At 64.1% G+C, this 15,731-nt stretch carries 15 protein-coding genes; 5 read left to right on the plus strand and 10 right to left on the minus strand.

The window, feature by feature from the left end; all coding sequences use genetic code 11:
* Nucleotide 1: 1 nt before the first annotated feature.
* The 3 genes from HB681_RS11670 to HB681_RS11680 form a co-directional block, all read right to left on the minus strand.
* Entirely contained in the window at nt 2–1,195 is a 1,194-nt protein-coding gene (locus HB681_RS11670; RefSeq protein WP_213954994.1) for an ABC transporter ATP-binding protein, read from the minus strand.
* A 12-nt stretch (nt 1,196–1,207) separates the two neighbouring features.
* Nucleotides 1,208–2,137, minus strand: a complete 930-nt coding sequence (locus tag HB681_RS11675) for a branched-chain amino acid ABC transporter permease (RefSeq protein WP_213954995.1) — start codon at nt 2,135–2,137, stop codon at nt 1,208–1,210.
* A gap of 243 nt (nt 2,138–2,380) precedes the next feature.
* Nucleotides 2,381–3,694, minus strand: a complete 1,314-nt coding sequence (locus tag HB681_RS11680) for a replication-associated recombination protein A (RefSeq protein WP_213954996.1) — start codon at nt 3,692–3,694, stop codon at nt 2,381–2,383.
* Nucleotides 3,695–3,708: 14 nt separating this feature from the next.
* On the opposite strand from HB681_RS11680, the gene HB681_RS11685 reads away from it, so the two are divergent.
* Nucleotides 3,709–3,951, plus strand: coding sequence for a hypothetical protein (locus HB681_RS11685; RefSeq protein ID WP_213954997.1), 243 nt, complete (start codon nt 3,709–3,711; stop codon nt 3,949–3,951).
* A 121-nt stretch (nt 3,952–4,072) separates the two neighbouring features.
* Here HB681_RS11685 and lolA read toward each other — a convergent pair whose 3' ends face one another.
* From lolA to HB681_RS11700, 3 genes are all read right to left on the minus strand, one after another.
* Complete coding sequence (gene lolA / locus HB681_RS11690) at nt 4,073–4,708, minus strand: outer membrane lipoprotein chaperone LolA (protein ID WP_213954998.1); 636 nt, start codon at nt 4,706–4,708, stop codon at nt 4,073–4,075.
* Nucleotides 4,709–4,747: 39 nt separating this feature from the next.
* Nucleotides 4,748–7,141 (minus strand): DNA translocase FtsK, encoded by a 2,394-nt coding sequence (locus tag HB681_RS11695; RefSeq protein ID WP_213954999.1) that lies wholly within the window; start codon nt 7,139–7,141, stop codon nt 4,748–4,750.
* 101 nt (nt 7,142–7,242) lie between these two features.
* Nucleotides 7,243–7,917, minus strand: a complete 675-nt coding sequence (locus tag HB681_RS11700; RefSeq protein WP_213955000.1) for a Crp/Fnr family transcriptional regulator — start codon at nt 7,915–7,917, stop codon at nt 7,243–7,245.
* A 162-nt stretch (nt 7,918–8,079) separates the two neighbouring features.
* Here HB681_RS11700 and trxB point away from each other — a divergent pair, with 162 nt between their 5' ends.
* The 3 genes from trxB to rpmG all read left to right on the plus strand — a co-directional run bounded on the left by trxB (nt 8,080) and on the right by rpmG (nt 9,778).
* Nucleotides 8,080–9,030: a thioredoxin-disulfide reductase gene (gene trxB, locus HB681_RS11705; RefSeq protein WP_213955001.1), complete on the plus strand. Its 951-nt coding sequence runs from the start codon at nt 8,080–8,082 to the stop codon at nt 9,028–9,030.
* A 329-nt stretch (nt 9,031–9,359) separates the two neighbouring features.
* Nucleotides 9,360–9,593 carry a 50S ribosomal protein L28 gene (gene rpmB, locus HB681_RS11710; protein WP_007830293.1) on the plus strand — a complete coding sequence of 78 codons (234 nt, stop codon included), beginning with the start codon at nt 9,360–9,362 and terminating at the stop codon, nt 9,591–9,593.
* A gap of 11 nt (nt 9,594–9,604) precedes the next feature.
* Complete coding sequence (gene rpmG, locus HB681_RS11715; protein ID WP_007830291.1) at nt 9,605–9,778, plus strand: 50S ribosomal protein L33; 174 nt, start codon at nt 9,605–9,607, stop codon at nt 9,776–9,778.
* Nucleotides 9,779–10,072: 294 nt separating this feature from the next.
* Here the strand turns inward: rpmG and HB681_RS11720 are convergent, their stop codons facing one another.
* The 3 genes from HB681_RS11720 to HB681_RS11730 all read right to left on the minus strand — a co-directional run bounded on the left by HB681_RS11720 (nt 10,073) and on the right by HB681_RS11730 (nt 14,610).
* Nucleotides 10,073–11,287, minus strand: coding sequence for a fatty acid desaturase (locus tag HB681_RS11720; RefSeq protein WP_213955002.1), 1,215 nt, complete (start codon nt 11,285–11,287; stop codon nt 10,073–10,075).
* Nucleotides 11,288–11,427: 140 nt separating this feature from the next.
* Nucleotides 11,428–12,699 (minus strand): RsmB/NOP family class I SAM-dependent RNA methyltransferase, encoded by a 1,272-nt coding sequence (locus HB681_RS11725; RefSeq protein ID WP_213955003.1) that lies wholly within the window; start codon nt 12,697–12,699, stop codon nt 11,428–11,430.
* 54 nt (nt 12,700–12,753) lie between these two features.
* Nucleotides 12,754–14,610, minus strand: coding sequence for a M48 family metallopeptidase (locus HB681_RS11730; RefSeq protein ID WP_213955004.1), 1,857 nt, complete (start codon nt 14,608–14,610; stop codon nt 12,754–12,756).
* Between the two features lie 21 nt (nt 14,611–14,631).
* On the opposite strand from HB681_RS11730, the gene HB681_RS11735 reads away from it, so the two are divergent.
* Nucleotides 14,632–14,868 (plus strand): DUF1653 domain-containing protein, encoded by a 237-nt coding sequence (locus HB681_RS11735; protein ID WP_213955005.1) that lies wholly within the window; start codon nt 14,632–14,634, stop codon nt 14,866–14,868.
* A gap of 129 nt (nt 14,869–14,997) precedes the next feature.
* Here the strand turns inward: HB681_RS11735 and purN are convergent, their stop codons facing one another.
* Nucleotides 14,998–15,582: a phosphoribosylglycinamide formyltransferase gene (purN, locus tag HB681_RS11740; RefSeq protein ID WP_213955006.1), complete on the minus strand. Its 585-nt coding sequence runs from the start codon at nt 15,580–15,582 to the stop codon at nt 14,998–15,000.
* Nucleotides 15,583–15,731: the final 149 nt, after the last annotated feature.

The raw sequence follows: 15,731 nt of genomic DNA on the forward strand, positions 1-15,731 counted from the left end.
CTCAAGGGTTGATCGACATCGGACGGCCGGGTTCGCCCGGCACCTCGTCGGCGGGTGCGTCCAGGATCACGCCGGCGTGGTGATGGGCCGGTGGTGGGGCCGCGCCGCCGCCGCCATTGCCGTTCTTGCGCACCTTGCCATGCTCCGGCGAGGGCCAGAGGCCGCGCGGGCGGACCAGCATGATCACGATCATCGCCAGCGCGATGAACAGCTGCCGCAGGATCGACGAATCGAGCCGCCCGCCGGTCATTTGCTGCAACGGTCCCGCCACGTAGCGCAGTACTTCCGGCAGGGCCGACAGCAGCACGGCGCCCAGGATCACGCCCGGCAAGTGCCCGATGCCGCCAAGCACGACCATCGCGACGATCATCACCGACTCCATCAGGCTGAAGGACTCCGGCGAGACGAAGTTCTGGAACGACGCGAACATCGCACCCGACACGCCGCCAAAGCTCGCGCCCATGCCGAAGGCCAGCAACTTCATGTTGCGCGTGTTGATACCCATCGCCTTGGCTGCGATTTCATCCTCGCGAATCGCCATCCAGGCGCGGCCCACGCGCGACAATTGCAGGCGATGCGAGATGATCACCGTGAAGATCACGAGGATCAGGAACAGGTAGTAGTAGAGCGACACCGACGAGATCGAGAAGTCGCCGAACAGCTTGTGCGGCTTGCCGAAGCTGAAGCCCAGGATGCCCACCGGATCGATCGCGTCGATGCCCTTGGGACCGTTGGTCACATTGACTGGATTGTCCAGCGTGTTCAGGAACACACGGATGATTTCACCGAAGCCGAGCGTCACGATGGCCAGGTAGTCGCCGCGCAGGCGCAAGGTCGGCGCACCGAGCAGCACCCCGAACAAGGCGGCCAGCACCAGCGCCATCGGTATCACGGCAAACAACGAGACGTGCAACCCGCCAGGGAACATGGCCTTGATGGCCGGGAAGGTATCGGTCAGGTGCGGCGAAGCCAGCAGCGCGTACATGTAGGCACCGATGGCGAAGAAGGCCACGTACCCCAGGTCGAGCAGGCCGGCATAGCCCACCACGATGTTGAGGCCCAGCGACAGCAACACGTACAGCAGCGCGATGTCGACGATGCGGACCCAGGCATTGCCCTGCGTCTGCAGCAGCAAAGGCAGGATCAGCAGGCCGAGCCCAGCGACCAGGAACCAGATGAAGTTCTTGTTTTTCATGATGGCGGCTCCTTATGCGCGGTCCGCCACACGTTCGCCAAGCAGGCCAGCAGGCCGCACGGTGAGCGTCAGGATCAGGATGACAAAGGCAAAGATGTCGCTGTGCTGGCTGCCCAGCACGCCGCCGGTGACGGTACCGAGATAGCCGGCGCCGATGGCTTCGATGAGGCCGAGCAGGATGCCGCCCACCACCGCACCGGCGAGGTTGCCGATGCCGCCGAACACCGCGGCCGTGAAGGCCTTGAGGCCGGGGCCGAAGCCCATGGCATGCTGCGCAATGCCGTAGTTGGACGCATACATCACGCCGGCGAGCGCAGCCAGCACGGCGCCGATGATGAAGGTCGCGGAGATCACCATGTCGGGCCGGATGCCCATCAGCGATGCCACGCGGGGGTTCTCGGCAGTGGCGCGCATCGCGCGGCCCAGCTTGGTGTAGTTGACCAGCCAGGTCAGGATCGCCAGCGAGATCGCGGTGAGCACCAGGATCATGATCTGCGTCGGCGATATCGAGGCGCCGCCGATGATGATCGGGTCGCTCGGCAGCAAGGTCGGGTAGGCCTTGTTGGTCGGCCGCCAGACGATCATCGCGATCGTCTGCAGCAGGATCGACATGCCGATGGCCGTGATCAGCGGCGCCAGCTTGGGGCTGTTGCGCAGCGGCCGGTAGGCCACCTTTTCGATCACGAAGTTGAGCGTGGCGGCGACCACGCAGGCAATGATCAGCGCGATGAGCAAGATCAGCCAACCCGGCATTCCGGGCGTGGCGTCTCGGATCAGGCCAATGATCGTCCAACTCGTCAACGCACCAACCATCAGCACTTCGCCGTGGGCGAAATTGATGAGGTTGATGATGCCGTACACCATCGTATAGCCCAGGGCTATCAAGGCGTACATGCTGCCGAGAACCAGACCGTTGATGATCTGCTGCAGCAATATTTCCATAAAGAATCCCTTTTTTAAAGCGCCTGTTGTCAGCGCCGCTCGTATTGCGCTGCACCGATCAGGTGCCATGCACGACTAGCAAAAAGTCAGCCAGCCTAATGAGTTGGCGACGGAGTGGGCGGGATTTTAGTCACGCTCATTCCCCGAATCGGTGCGCGCTTACCCGCGGATGTCCCTGCACCTTGGTCGGGATTTACTTCGCAATCTGCGCGCGGCGCTGGAAGACGGCCATCCGGTCAGCTTTCAATCAGCCTGGCCGTCGTTGAGACGGCGCAATTCGCGCAGCTTCTCGCCAATCCGAATCTCAAGCCCGCGCTCGACGGGCTCGTAGAAACGCTGGCCTTGCAATCCCTCGGGCAGGTAGCGCTCACCGGCCGCGAAACCGCCCTCCTCGTCATGGGCATAGCGGTATCCCTTGCCGTAGTCGAGCTGCTTCATGAGCTTGGTCGGCGCATTGCGCAGGTGCATGGGCACCGGCCGTGTGGTGTCTTGCTTGATCAACGCGCGCACCGCGTTGTAGGCCTTGTAGACCGCATTCGACTTGGGCGCCATCGCGAGATAGATGACGCATTCGGCCAGCGCCAGTTCGCCTTCCGGCGTGCCAAGTCGCTCATAGACCTCGGCGGCATCCAGCGCCAGCCGCAGCGCTCGCGGATCGGCCAGCCCGATGTCCTCGCTCGCCATGCGCACGAGCCGGCGCGCCATGTAGCGCGGATCCGCACCGCCATCGAGCATGCGCACGAACCAGTACAGCGATGCATCCGGGTCGCTGCCGCGCACCGACTTGTGCAGCGCGCTGATGGTGTCGTAGAACTGCTCGCCACCCTTGTCATAGCGGCGCATGCGCTCGCCGAGCACGCGCAAGAGCCATTCATCGCTGATCTGCGCCATCTTCTCGGCGGACGCCGCCACAGCCAGGGTTTCGAGCGTGTTGAGCAGGCGCCGCGCATCACCGTCGGCGTAGGCCACGAGCCGATCGATCGCCGTGTCGTCGATGCCCGGCACCGCATTGATCTGCTGCGCCCGCGCAATGATCTGCTTCAGGTCGTTGTCGTTGAGCGGCTGCAGCACGTAGACAGCGGCACGCGAGAGCAGCGCCGAATTCACCTCGAAGGACGGGTTCTCCGTCGTCGCGCCGATGAAGGTGAACAGCCCCGACTCCACATGCGGCAGGAAGGCATCCTGCTGGCTCTTGTTGAAACGGTGTACTTCGTCGACGAAGACGATGGTGCGTTGCTGCTCCAGTCCGTCGCGGGCGGCAACGGCGCGCTCGACGGCCTCGCGAATGTCCTTCACGCCGCCGAGCACCGCGCTGATGCTGAGGAATTGGGCGTCGAAGGCATCGGCCATGAGCCGGGCGATCGTGGTCTTGCCGGTGCCCGGCGGCCCCCAGAGGATGCAGGAATGCGGTTGCCCCGACTCGAATGCAATGCGCAGCGACATGCCCGGGCCGAGCAGATGCTGCTGGCCGATCACCGCGCCCAGGGTTTTCGGGCGCAGGCGCTCGGCGAGAGGTTGATGCGATGCCGCAGCAGCGGCTCTGGAATTGACGGCCATGGGATCATTTTGCGATGCCGCGCTACAAGAACCTCGAAGGAACTTCCGGCGTCGTCGCGTACGAATGCGCGCCGGGTGCGATCGCGGTCCGCTTCACCGATGGCGATGTCTACATCTACACGGATGCGAGCACGGGTCGCGCCACAGTGGAACAGATGCAGGCGCTGGCGCGAAGAGGTCGCGGCCTCAGCACCTTCATCTCGCGCTACGTGCGCGAACGCTACTTCGAGAAGGTGCCGCGCGAGGAAGGCGGCTGATACAACTTCGCGATCAAGCGCAGAACAAGGCGCAGCGCCGCAGACAGTGCTGTAGCACGGCAAGGCGATCCAGCGCAGTTGTGCGTTTGATTGCGAAGTCGTGTGAGACCGATAGCGCGGACTACTGCTTCAGCACGTCCGCGCCTTTGGGCACCTTGAAGTTGAAGGTGTCGGCGCTCAATGCCGGATTGACTTCGACCTTGCTGAACTTCAGCACCGAGCGCTGACCGAAGCTGTCAAGGATCTCCAGCGCCGAGAGGCTTTGCCCATCGAAACCGACGATCACGCTCTGCAACTGGCCATCCTTGTTCTTTGGCGTGGCCTTGACCCATTCAAGCCCGTCATGTGCAGGCGCGCCTTCGAGCATGAAGTCCGCCTGCAATGCGCGAAGGTCCGGTGCAGCCGCGATCACGGCCGCGGGTGTCGAACCCAGCGCCTGGGCCTGCGCCCGCTGCGTCACCTGGTTCAAGTCGGCGTCGTAGAGCCACAGCGTCTTGCCATCGGCCACGATCAATTGCGCAAAGGGCTTCTGGTAATCGAACTTGAATTTGCCGGGACGCTGGAATTCGAAAGTCCCGGTCGAGGTCTTGCTGCGCGGGGCCGCGCCGTCCTTGGACGGTGAAGTCACGGTCTGCGTGAACTCGGCGCGGCCGGACTTCACGCCCTTCACGAACGCTTCGAGGCTTTCCATGCCGCCGGCCCACGCGGCGCCTGCCGCCAACATCCAGCCCAACGCCACTGCCAACTGTTTCTTCATTCGACTTTCCTGTTCGCCAACTCGGCGATCAATCGGCGATCACTCGGCGCGCGCCGGCACCAGGATCTCGCGCTGGCCGGCGCCGCTCATCGCGCTCACCAAGCCGGCCTTTTCCATGTCCTCGACCAGGCGCGCGGCGCGGTTGTAGCCGATCTTCAGGTGGCGCTGCACCAGCGAAATGCTGGCCTTGCGGTTCTTGAGCACGACCTCGACCGCCTGGTCGTACATCGGGTCCTTCTCCGCATCGCCGCCGCCCTCGCCCATGAAACCGTCCTCGCCATCGACGGTTCCGCCTTCCAGCACGCCATCGATGTAGTCCGGCTCACCCTGCGACTTCAGGTAGGCCACCACGCGGTGCACTTCCTCGTCGCTCACGAACGCACCATGCACGCGAATTGGCAAGCCCGTACCACTCGGCATGTAAAGCATGTCACCCATGCCCAGCAGGGCCTCGGCACCCATCTGGTCGAGGATGGTGCGCGAGTCGATCTTGCTCGACACCTGGAACGCGATACGCGTCGGGATGTTGGCCTTGATCAGGCCGGTGATCACGTCCACGCTGGGACGTTGCGTCGCCAGGATCAAGTGGATGCCGGCCGCACGCGCCTTCTGCGCCAGGCGGGCGATCAACTCCTCGATCTTCTTGCCGACCACCATCATCAGGTCGGCGAGTTCGTCGATGACCACCACGATGTGCGGCTCGCGCTGCAGTGGCTCCGGCGATTCGGGTGTCAGGCTGAACGGGTTGTAGACGAACTCCTCGCGCGCCTTGGCCTCGTCGATCTTGGTGTTGTAGCCTGCAAGATTGCGCACGCCCAGCTTGCTCATGAGCTTGTAGCGGCGCTCCATCTCGGCCACGCACCAGTTCAGGCCGTGCGCTGCCTGCCGCATGTCGGTCACCACGGGCGCGAGCAGATGCGGAATGCCTTCGTAGACCGACATTTCAAGCATCTTCGGGTCGATCATCAGCAGGCGCACGTCGCGCGCCTCAGCCTTGTAGAGCAGGCTCAGGATCATCGCGTTGATACCCACCGACTTGCCCGAACCGGTGGTACCGGCCACCAGCACGTGCGGCATCTTGGCCAGGTCGGCCACCACCGGATTGCCGATGATGTCCTTGCCCAGACCCATGGTCAGGAAGGACTTGCCGTCGTTGTAGATCTGTGAGCCCAGGATCTCGCTGAGCTTGATCGACTGGCGCTTGGCGTTCGGCAATTCGAGCGCCATGTAGTTCTTGCCCGGAATCGTCTCGACCACACGGATCGAGATCAGCGACAGCGATCGCGCCAGGTCCTTCGCCAACCCGACGATCTGCGAACCTTTTACGCCCGTCGCCGGTTCGATTTCGTAGCGCGTGATCACCGGCCCCGGCGAGGCCAGCACGACGCGCACCTCCACGCCAAAGTCCTTCAACTTCTTCTCGATCATGCGCGAGGTCATCTCCAGCGTGTCGGCCGAGACAGTCTCCTGGCGCACCAGCGCCGCGTCGAGCAGATCGACCTGCGGCAGCTTGCTGTCAGGCAGTTCGCGAAACAGGGGCTTCTGGCGCTCCTTGGCCACGCGATCGCTCTTGGGGACGTCGGCTACGGCCGGCTCGATCTTCACCGGTGGCGACGCCGCCCGGCGCTTCGGTCTCGGCTCGATCCGCAATTCCTCGTCGGGCGCTTCCACGCCATCGGGTTGTAGCGCGCGCTCGTCGGACGTCAGTTCGCGCCGCTCGCGCACGGCCTTCTTGCCCAGTGCGATGTCTTCGGCAATCTCGCGCTTTTCGCGGCGCGATTCAAAGAGTGAGTAGACCCTCGCGCCGATGCGTTCGGCCAACTGGCTCCACGAGAAGCGGAACACGAGCGCCGTGCCGATCACGAGCACGGCGATCGCGATCAGCGCCGAACCCGTGAAGCCGACCCACTTGACGAAGAACGGCCCCAGTACGGTGCCCAGCACGCCACCGCCGTGGCCGCCCGGCAGCCGGAATTCCTGCGAGTACAGGCGCGACCATTCGAGCACCGCGCTGGCCGCCAGCAGGAGCACCAAGCCCACCCAGAAGGCGATGCGGCTGCGATTGAAACGCCCCGGCGGCGGTGCATCGGGCGCCCCCGCCTCGCCGCCGCGCAGCCAGGAGGCCAGCGACGAAAGCCAGACGCGTACCCCGGCGGCAAAGCACCACCAGATGGTGAAGCCCGCAAGGAAATAGCTGCCGTCGGCCAGCCACGCGCCGAAGCGGCCGCCCCAGTTCTTGATGTCGCCACCCGTGCCCGATGTGGACCAGGCCGCATCGGACGAGGTGTAGCTGAACATCGACAGCAACCAGAACAGCAGGACGGCAAAGCCGGCGATCAGGCTGATTTCTTGCGCGAAGCGCATGGCGCGCAGGCGAACCGGCTGGCTGTCGGCCGCCGACGAAGAGTGGAGTGTGTTCAACGAATAGGTCATGCAGTAGAGAGCGCCTGCGCCGCACCAGCACGCAGGCAGCAACCCATGACGATAACGGAAACTGGCGCGGCTGCGTTGTCAGTCCGGCGCCCGCAACACCATCAGGTGAGCGAAGAGAGACGGTCCTTGACGATCATCGAGCCATCTGGCTGTGTCTGGACGAAGCCCCGCTCTTCCAGATCCTTCATGACGCGGCTGACCATCTCGCGCGACGCGCCGACCATCTTGGCCAAGTCCTGGCGCGAGATCTTGTCGCGCACCTTCAGGTTGCCGGCACCGTCGTCGACTGCGAACTCCAGCAAGGAGCGGGCGACACGGCCGTAGACGTCCATCAGCGCCAGGGATTCGATCTTGCGGTCCGCATGGCGCAGCCGCCCGACCAGGCCGCGCATGATGTTGTATGACATCGAGGCGTTTTCCGGGAGGCAACGCGAGAAGGCCTCACGTCCCAGCGTGAGCACGTCGGTTTGCACTTCAGTGCGCACGGTCGCGGAATGGGGCTCGTCGTCGATCAGGCTCATTTCGCCGATATAGTCGCCCGGGTGCAAGGTGGCCAGGATCACTTCACGGCCACGGCTGTCGGTGCTCATGACCCGTGCCCTGCCGGTAAGGATGATGTAGAGCGCATCGGATTTCTTGCCCTGCTCCACTACCACCTCGGCACGCTTGAAGCGCTTCTTGATGATCGCATCCGCAATGCTTGCCGATTGCGTGGGCGTGAGCGCGGCGAAAAGCGGCACTCGCCTCAACAATTCAAGATTCGAAAGCATCGACATTCATTAACCCCCGTAGGCCCGCGTCGCATCCCCAATTCCATGGATTCATACAATCGCGCGCATTGAAAACACCATCCCGCGCGGTGAGTCCGAACGGTGGTACTTTTGTTTATCACCCCAAAATGTACACGCTAAGACCGTGTAATTCATAGGCTTTCTATCATGTCTTCCACTCAACACGCCAAGGTCCTGATCCTTGGCTCCGGCCCTGCCGGCTACACAGCGGCCGTCTACGCGGCCCGCGCCAACCTGCAGCCCATGCTGATCACGGGCATCGCACAGGGCGGACAACTCATGACCACCACCGAGGTCGACAACTGGCCCGCCGACGTGCACGGCGTGCAAGGCCCGGAACTCATGCAGCGCTTCCTGGAACATGCGGAGCGCTTCAAGACGCAGGTGGTGTTCGACCACATCAACAAGGTCGATTTCAGCAAGCGCCCGTTCACCCTGACCGGCGATAGCGGCACCTACACCTGCGACGCGCTCATCATCGCCACCGGCGCGTCCGCCAAGTACCTGGGCCTGCCCTCGGAAGAGACGTTCATGGGCCGAGGCGTTTCGGGTTGCGCCACCTGCGACGGCTTCTTCTACCGCGAACAGGAAGTCTGCGTGGTCGGTGGTGGCAACACCGCCGTCGAGGAAGCGCTCTACCTCTCCAACATCGCGAGCAAGGTCACGCTGGTCCACCGCCGCGACAAGTTCAAGGCCGAGCCGATCCTGGTCGACAAACTCAACGAGAAAGTCGCCGAGGGCAAGATCGAGCTCAAGGTGCACAACACCCTCGACGAGGTGCTGGGTGATGCCTCCGGCGTGACCGGCATCCGCGTGAAGAGCACGCTGAGCGGCGCCACCGAGGACATCGACCTCAAGGGCTGCTTCATCGCGATCGGCCACCATCCGAACACCGACATCTTCGAAGGCCAACTCGACATGAAAGGTGGCTACATCGTGACGCGTTCCGGACTGCAGGGCTTTGCCACGATGACCAGCGTGCCCGGCGTGTTTGCGGCGGGCGACGTGCAGGACAACATCTACCGCCAGGCCATCACGAGTGCCGGCACGGGCTGCATGGCGGCGCTGGACGCGCAACGCTTTCTCGAACAAGAGTAATTGCGCGCCCCGCCAGGACTGCGCGTCACTTCGCTACGCGTCTCCCACCCCTATCGTGGGCAATACCAGCAGCCCGGCATAGTTCTGCGGTGTTTCCGGCAAATTCGCGGGCCCGCGGAAGGCACGAGGCCTGCGAGCGCCCAGCATCGCCGGGGGTTTCGCGCTATAATCTTTGGCTTTGCTGAATTTGACGCCTTGGCGTCGTTGCGGCAAGCCGGGGTACCGCCACCCGATTCTTGGCGAGGTCAAGCTGCAAAACACCCCGCGACGCCCTGTTGCGAGAGCCTCCCGGTTCATTGGGTGCCAGCTGTTCATGAAAGAGTGTCCACATGGCACGCGTATGTGACGTAACGGGCAAGGGCCCGATGGTCGGGAACAACGTTTCCCACGCCAACAACAAAACCAAGCGCCGGTTCCTGCCGAACCTGCAATACCGTCGTTTCTGGGTCGAAACGGAAAACCGCTGGGTTCGCCTGCGTGTTTCGAGCGCTGCCCTGCGCCTGATCGACAAGAACGGCATCGACGCCGTGCTCGCAGACCTGCGCGCACGCGGCCAAGCTTAAGGAGCTGAATCATGGCAACGAGCAAAGGCGGACGCGAAAAGATCAAGCTGGAATCCACCGCGGGTACCGGCCACTTCTACACGACCAGCAAGAACAAGAAGACGATGCCTGAAAAGATGTCGATCATGAAGTTCGACCCCAAGGCGCGCAAGCACGTCGAATACAAGGAAATCAAGCTGAAGTAATTCGGCCTGTTTGTTTCCCAAAAGCCCGCTGTGATCCAGCGGGTTTTTTGTTGCCCAGGCCTTTTCGCCGTCCCATGAAGCAACGCTCGACTTTCTTGACTCCAGCTCCGGTCGACAAGGCATTGCCTTGTCGACTTGTTCGCTTGATTGCTTGATCCGCGGAGCGACTGGGGCCGGGGCCGGGCCGCGGCTTGAAAGCAAGGTAAATGGCGCGCAGCAAAAAGCCGGCGCTGGGCCGGCTTTTCTGGGCAAGGGCAGCGGTCGTGCCGCTTCGCTTGCGTGTCTTCTCGCCTGTCAGCCGCGCGCAGCGCGCAGGCGAATCGAGAACTCGCGCAGGGCAGCGATGCCACTGGCTTCCGCACGGCGGCACCAGCCTGCCAGGTCAGCCGCGAGTTGCTCACGAGACTGCGTGGTGTTGAGCCAGAGCTGGCGCAACTCTTCGCGCATCGTGACCATCTTGTCGATCACCGGAGACGCGGCACGGGCCTGCACCAGGTTCGGACGGGCATCCGCCGGCACCTTGTCGTCGTCGCGATGCAGCCAGCGATTGGCCGCCTTCAGCACCGACAGGTCGGCGCCCTTGGCCTTGAGCTGGGCCAGTTCATCGTTGACGGTACGACGCATCTGGCTGGCATAGCCGGCCATGACTTCGTATCGGTTGGCGATGACTGCCTCAAGCGTCTTCTCGTCGGCCACGGGCTGGATGTCGCCAATCAGCATCTTCGGCGGAACCTTCTTGACCTTGGCCCAGCCGATCTTCTGCATCATCTGGATGTAGACCCAGCCGATGTCGAACTCGTACTTCTTGACCGAGAACTTGGCCGAGGTCGGGTAGGTGTGATGGTTGTTATGCAGCTCTTCGCCGCCGATCAGCAAGCCCCATGGCGAGATGTTACGGCTGGCGTCAGGCGCCTCGAAGTTGCGATAGCCCCAATAGTGGCCGATGCCGTTGATGACGCCGGCGGCCGTGACCGGGATCCAGAGCATCTGGACCGCCCACACCGCCATGCCGAGCGCACCGAAGAGCGCCAGGTTGAGCACCAGCATCAGGCCGACGCCCTGCCAGCTGTAGCGGCTGTAGAGGTTGCGCTCGATCCAGTCGTCCGGCGTGCCATGGCCATAACGGTCGATGGTTTCCTTGTTCTTCGATTCCGCGCGATACAGTTCGGCGCCGCGCCAGAACACTTCGTCGATGCCCTTGACTTGCGGGCTGTGCGGATCGTCCACGGTTTCGCATTTGGCGTGGTGCTTGCGGTGGATGGCGACCCATTCCTTGGTCACCATGCCGGTGCCGATCCACAGCCAGAAGCGGAAGAAGTGCGACGGGATCGGACCCAGATCCATGGCGCGATGGGTTTGCGTGCGATGCAGGAAGATGGTGACCGCGGCAATGGTGATGTGCGTGGTGGCGAGCGTGTACAACACGATTTGCCACCATGTGAGGTCCCACAATCCGTGTCCGAGCCAGTCGATGGCCGCGCTCAGAACGGCAGAGTCAGGAAGCATCATTGATTTAATTACTCCGTAGCCACACGAAGGTGCGGCTTGCTTGGTAGCCTCCTATTTTAAGGGTTTGTGCCCAAAAAAGGGGCTAAATCCTTGATCTGTCAGACGTTTCCCGCGTCTTTGGGGTTACTTCCCTAACACGGCTACTTGCGCTCCCACACCGCCGCAAAGAAGCCGTCCGTCGAATGAACGTGCGGCCAAAGGCGCAGGTAACGCAGGCCGGAGTCGCCACCTGAGCACAGGTTGGCCGCGTTTTCCACCTTGAGGCCGGCGAGCAGTTCACCTGCCTCCTGCACCATGAAATCCGGGTTGGCCGCGGAGAACGCCTCGGCGATGGCCTCGTTTTCCTCCGGCAGTACGCTGCAGGTGGCATAGATCAGCCGGCCGCCAGGTTTGAGCAGTCGGGATGCGCTTTGCAGGATCGCTGTCTGCTTGGCCGTCAATTCAGCCACCGACTTGACCGATTGACGCCATTTGAGGTCGGGATTGCGACGCAGGGTTCCAAGCCCGGAACACGGCGCATCGACCAACACGCGATCGATCTTGCCGGCGAGGCGCTTGATCCGATCGTCGCGCTCGTGCGCGATCGCTGCCGGGTGGACGTTCGACAGCTTGCTGCGTGCCAGCCGCGGCTTGAGCGCGTCGAGACGGTGGGCCGAGGTGTCAAAGGCATAGAGGCGACCGGTGTTGCGCATGGAGGCGCCGATGGCCAGCGTCTTGCCACCGGCGCCAGCGCAGAAATCCACGACCATCTCGCCGCGGTGCGCGTCGAGCAGCAGGGCGAGCAACTGGGAACCTTCGTCCTGCACCTCGATGGCGCCGCGGGCAAAAGCGTCGATCTTGTTGATGGCCGGCTTGCCGTCGATGCGCAGGCCCCAGGGGGAAAAGTGCGTGGGCTTCGCGGCAATGCCAGCCAGCTTGAGTTCCTTCTGCACATCGGCGCGCTTGTCGTTGAGCATGTTGACGCGCAGGTCCAGCGGCGCAGGTTGCTGGAGGCTTTGCACCAACGGCCAGAAGCCGTCGCCGAGTTGCGCTTTCAGCGGGTTCACGAGCCATTCCGGCAGGTTGTGACGATGGCGCTCGAGCAGGTCCGCCTCGTTGACCGCGTCGCAGTTGTCGAGCCAGCGCTTCTCGGTGTCGTTGAGCGCGCTTTTCAGGAAATCGCGCGGTCCATGAAAGCCGAGGATGGCCATGCGGCGCTCCTTGGCGCCACTGCCCGAAGGCGACAGGTGGTCGAACAGAAGCTTCTTGCGCAGCACGGTGTAGACGGTTTCGGCCAGTGTGGCGCGCTCGCGCGGACCAAACTCCCGGTGCTCGCGAAAGAAGCGCGAGACGACAGCGTCAGCGGGATGATCGAACTTGAGGACGAGGCCGACCAGATCGGCGGTCGCCTCCAACAGGGCTTTGGGATGCATGGGGCGATTGTCCCATTGCGACCCGTTCGCCCCGCTTTCCGCGGATGGGTGATGTCAGAGGCCGCGGGCCCAGACAGGTTCGAAGGCCTGGCGCTCGATCTCGTCGAGCGTGGGCGAGTGGCCGGCCCAGAGCACCAGCGCCGTTCCGGGAAGGCTGGCCGTGCGTTCGAGGGAGCGGCACAGGTCGTAGCGATCGCTGTCGTCCATCTCTTCGGGCAGTTGGAGGAACACGATGTAGCAGCGCCGCCAGGGGAACTCGCGCAGGTTCTTGCGCACCACCCATGCCGTCTGGATCGGTTTGCAGCGCACGAAGTCGGCGCGCAGCTCTCCCAGCTCGAAATCGCTGAGGTCGTGCCGCGCGATCTGGCTGAAGTACTGCGTATCGACGACCTCTTCCCACGCGCGCGTCTCGGCATCTTCCGCATCCTTGCGGCGGGCGCGCCAATGCTTCAGCGCGATGGCATCGTGCGGCCCACCGTCGGGGTTCTCCAGCAGGCCGACCGCGTGTTGCGCGGCCCACCAGCGGCTGGGCGCGTCGGCGGCATGCAGTTCCTCGAGCAGCCGCAGGCCGCCTTCCCGGTCATGCACCGGCAGAAGCTGGATCAGCCCGCGCAGCGCGCCGGCATGGTTGGGCGTGAGGGCCAGTGCGCGTTCGTAGCGGTCGCGCACCGGTGCGTTGCGGTCGAGCCGGCGTTCCAGGTCGGCCCATTCGACCATCTCGTCGGCGCTGTGACGTGCCGCACCGGCGGCCAGCACCGCGACGCGCTCGCGGATGCGACCCAGCCAGGCGCGGTGCTGCTTCCAGTCTTCTGCATGGCGCAGGCACCATTGGCGATCGAAATGGGCGATCCAGCGTTCCGGGTCCGCAAGCAGGTGCAGCGCGGACTTGGCCGACCACGACGGCAGTTCCGGCCGCCGGTCGAAGGCTTCCAGGCGGTCGCGCAGTGCCGGGTGCGTGTCGTCGATGTCGCTCACGCGGCTCAATACATTGCGCAGGGCCTGGCTCGCAAAAGCGGGCGCCGGCGCCCCGGCCATGCGCTCGCGCAGCGCGACGAAGGGTCCGACCACGACGTCGTCCTTCGCAGCGCGTGCCCAGTGCTCGGCCCAGAAGTGATCGGCATACCACTGGCCCTTGATGGCGATCTCCGTCAGCGCATAGGCCGCGACCTTGCTGCCCAGCAGCCAGGAGGAGATGCGGTCGGCTTCATACTCGTCCTGGCGGGCGAGCGCGAAGGTGCGCGCCGCAAAGCGCGGGAAGTACCAGCGGAAAAAGGCCTGCGATGCCAGCGCCATCACGCCTTCGTCGCGTTGCAGGCTGGCGTCGAGTTTCAGCCACGACAGGCGCGTTCGGTAGATCCACGCGCTGAGGCGACCGTGGTTGCCGCGCAGGTGGCCGTATTCGTGGGCCAGCACCGACAGCACCCGGCGCCGGTCCAGCGCCATCAGCAGCGGCAACCCGACGCACAGGCAGTTGACCGCGCCGCCAAAGATCCCGTAGCGCGGCGTCTGGCGGATGCTGGCGTTGAACTGGTCGTCGACGTAGACCTCGTGGATCGGCGGGCCGCCGATCTTGTGGCGGATGCGATCGAGCGCCTCGAACAAGCCTGGGGCATCCGCGCGTTCGAGTCGCATTCCGTCCGGCGCGTCGAAACGCACCCACAGCGCACGCAAGGTGACCCAGAACAGGCCCGCGCCAAACGCCAGCGCCCACAGTCGGCCGACGTGGAATCTTCCATGGACCACCGAGCCGAGCGCCCAGGCGAACACGGCCAAGGCGAGCACCAGGCAGGCGATGACCCACAGGTAGCCGAGCGCCGCGAACAGCGCCACGCCGCGCCGGTAGCGCACACTGTCTTCCGCGCTGGCATGCTCGCTCAGCCGGACGAGGTGAATGAAATCTGCCCGTTCCACAAACCACTTTCACGAAGCTACATGCAAGACGCCGACCTGCCGCCGTTCATTGAAACCCCGCCCGGCCGCTACCGCCACTACAAGGGCGGCGAATACGAGGTCCTCGGCACCGTGCGCCACAGCGAGACGCTGGAGCCCATGACGCTCTACCGCGCCCTCTACGGCAGCCATGGCCTCTGGGTGCGACCGGCGGCGATGTTCGGCGAGACGGTCGAAATCAACGGCGTCGCGCAAGCGCGCTTCGCCAGGATCCCGTGAAGGCGCGGCCGGGACGCCCGTCGGTGCAGGCGAATCCGGCCATGATCTTCCAGGGATGCGATCTCGATGTTTCCCGGTCAACACCCGGTGAGCCCAGTCGGCCCACCGTAGTTGAAACATTTTGTCACATTACCGGGTAGCGAGCCATCCCTCGATCGCGTGAGGGTAGATGCGGTGCTCCTGGGTGAGCACGCGCGCGGCCAGTGTCGCGGCATCGTCGTCTGGCAGGACGGGCACCACCGCCTGCGCGAGGATCGGTCCGTGGTCCAGTTCCGTCGTCACCTGGTGCACCGTCACGCCGGCCACCTTGCAGCCAGCCTCGAGGGCGCGCCGATGCGTGTGCAGGCCGGGAAACGCCGGCAGCAAGGACGGATGGATGTTGATGAGTCGTCCGGCGTAGTGGTTGACGAAGCCCGGCGTGAGAATCCGCATGAAGCCCGCGAGCACGACGAGCGCCGGTGCGTGCTGGTCGATTTCCCTGGAGAGCGCGGCGTCGAAATCCTCGCGCGCTGCGAAGCCACGATGGTCCACCGCTGCAGTGACGACGCCCAGGTCTTTTGCGAACTGCAAGCCGCCGGCCGCCGGCTTGTTGCTGATCACCGCCGCCACGCGCGCATCGAATCGCTCAGCCCAGCGACCCCGAGTGGCCGCGCGCACGATGGCCGCCATGTTGGAGCCGCCGCCGGAAATCAGGATCACGATGTTCTTCTGCATTGGGCCCGGATTATCCCGGCACGGCCTCGGGCGAAGCCCCGGCCTAAACTGCCGGTCCTTGTCGCCGCGCGGACACCTCGCATTCGCACGCTCGTGCTAAAACGCTGGCCGGCACGGAGACAGCCGCCCTTCGGCGGCACCGGACAAAT

Source organism: Variovorax sp. dw_954 (genome assembly GCF_018449755.1).
In the GTDB taxonomy this organism is placed as follows: domain Bacteria; phylum Pseudomonadota; class Gammaproteobacteria; order Burkholderiales; family Burkholderiaceae_C; genus Variovorax.

Bases quoted from the DNA above. Each gene is read 5' to 3' on its own strand.
- HB681_RS11670 (WP_213954994.1), bottom strand. From the start codon at position 1,195: ATGAAAAACAAGAACTTCATCTGGTTCCTGGTCGCTGGGCTCGGCCTG.
- HB681_RS11675 (WP_213954995.1), bottom strand. From the start codon at position 2,137: ATGGAAATATTGCTGCAGCAGATCATCAACGGTCTGGTTCTCGGCAGC.
- HB681_RS11680 (WP_213954996.1), bottom strand. From the start codon at position 3,694: ATGGCCGTCAATTCCAGAGCCGCTGCTGCGGCATCGCATCAACCTCTC.
- HB681_RS11685 (WP_213954997.1), top strand. From the start codon at position 3,709: ATGCCGCGCTACAAGAACCTCGAAGGAACTTCCGGCGTCGTCGCGTAC.
- lolA (WP_213954998.1), bottom strand. From the start codon at position 4,708: ATGAAGAAACAGTTGGCAGTGGCGTTGGGCTGGATGTTGGCGGCAGGC.
- HB681_RS11695 (WP_213954999.1), bottom strand. From the start codon at position 7,141: ATGACCTATTCGTTGAACACACTCCACTCTTCGTCGGCGGCCGACAGC.
- HB681_RS11700 (WP_213955000.1), bottom strand. From the start codon at position 7,917: ATGTCGATGCTTTCGAATCTTGAATTGTTGAGGCGAGTGCCGCTTTTC.
- trxB (WP_213955001.1), top strand. From the start codon at position 8,080: ATGTCTTCCACTCAACACGCCAAGGTCCTGATCCTTGGCTCCGGCCCT.
- rpmB (WP_007830293.1), top strand. From the start codon at position 9,360: ATGGCACGCGTATGTGACGTAACGGGCAAGGGCCCGATGGTCGGGAAC.
- rpmG (WP_007830291.1), top strand. From the start codon at position 9,605: ATGGCAACGAGCAAAGGCGGACGCGAAAAGATCAAGCTGGAATCCACC.
- HB681_RS11720 (WP_213955002.1), bottom strand. From the start codon at position 11,287: ATGATGCTTCCTGACTCTGCCGTTCTGAGCGCGGCCATCGACTGGCTC.
- HB681_RS11725 (WP_213955003.1), bottom strand. From the start codon at position 12,699: ATGCATCCCAAAGCCCTGTTGGAGGCGACCGCCGATCTGGTCGGCCTC.
- HB681_RS11735 (WP_213955005.1), top strand. From the start codon at position 14,632: ATGCAAGACGCCGACCTGCCGCCGTTCATTGAAACCCCGCCCGGCCGC.
- purN (WP_213955006.1), bottom strand. From the start codon at position 15,582: ATGCAGAAGAACATCGTGATCCTGATTTCCGGCGGCGGCTCCAACATG.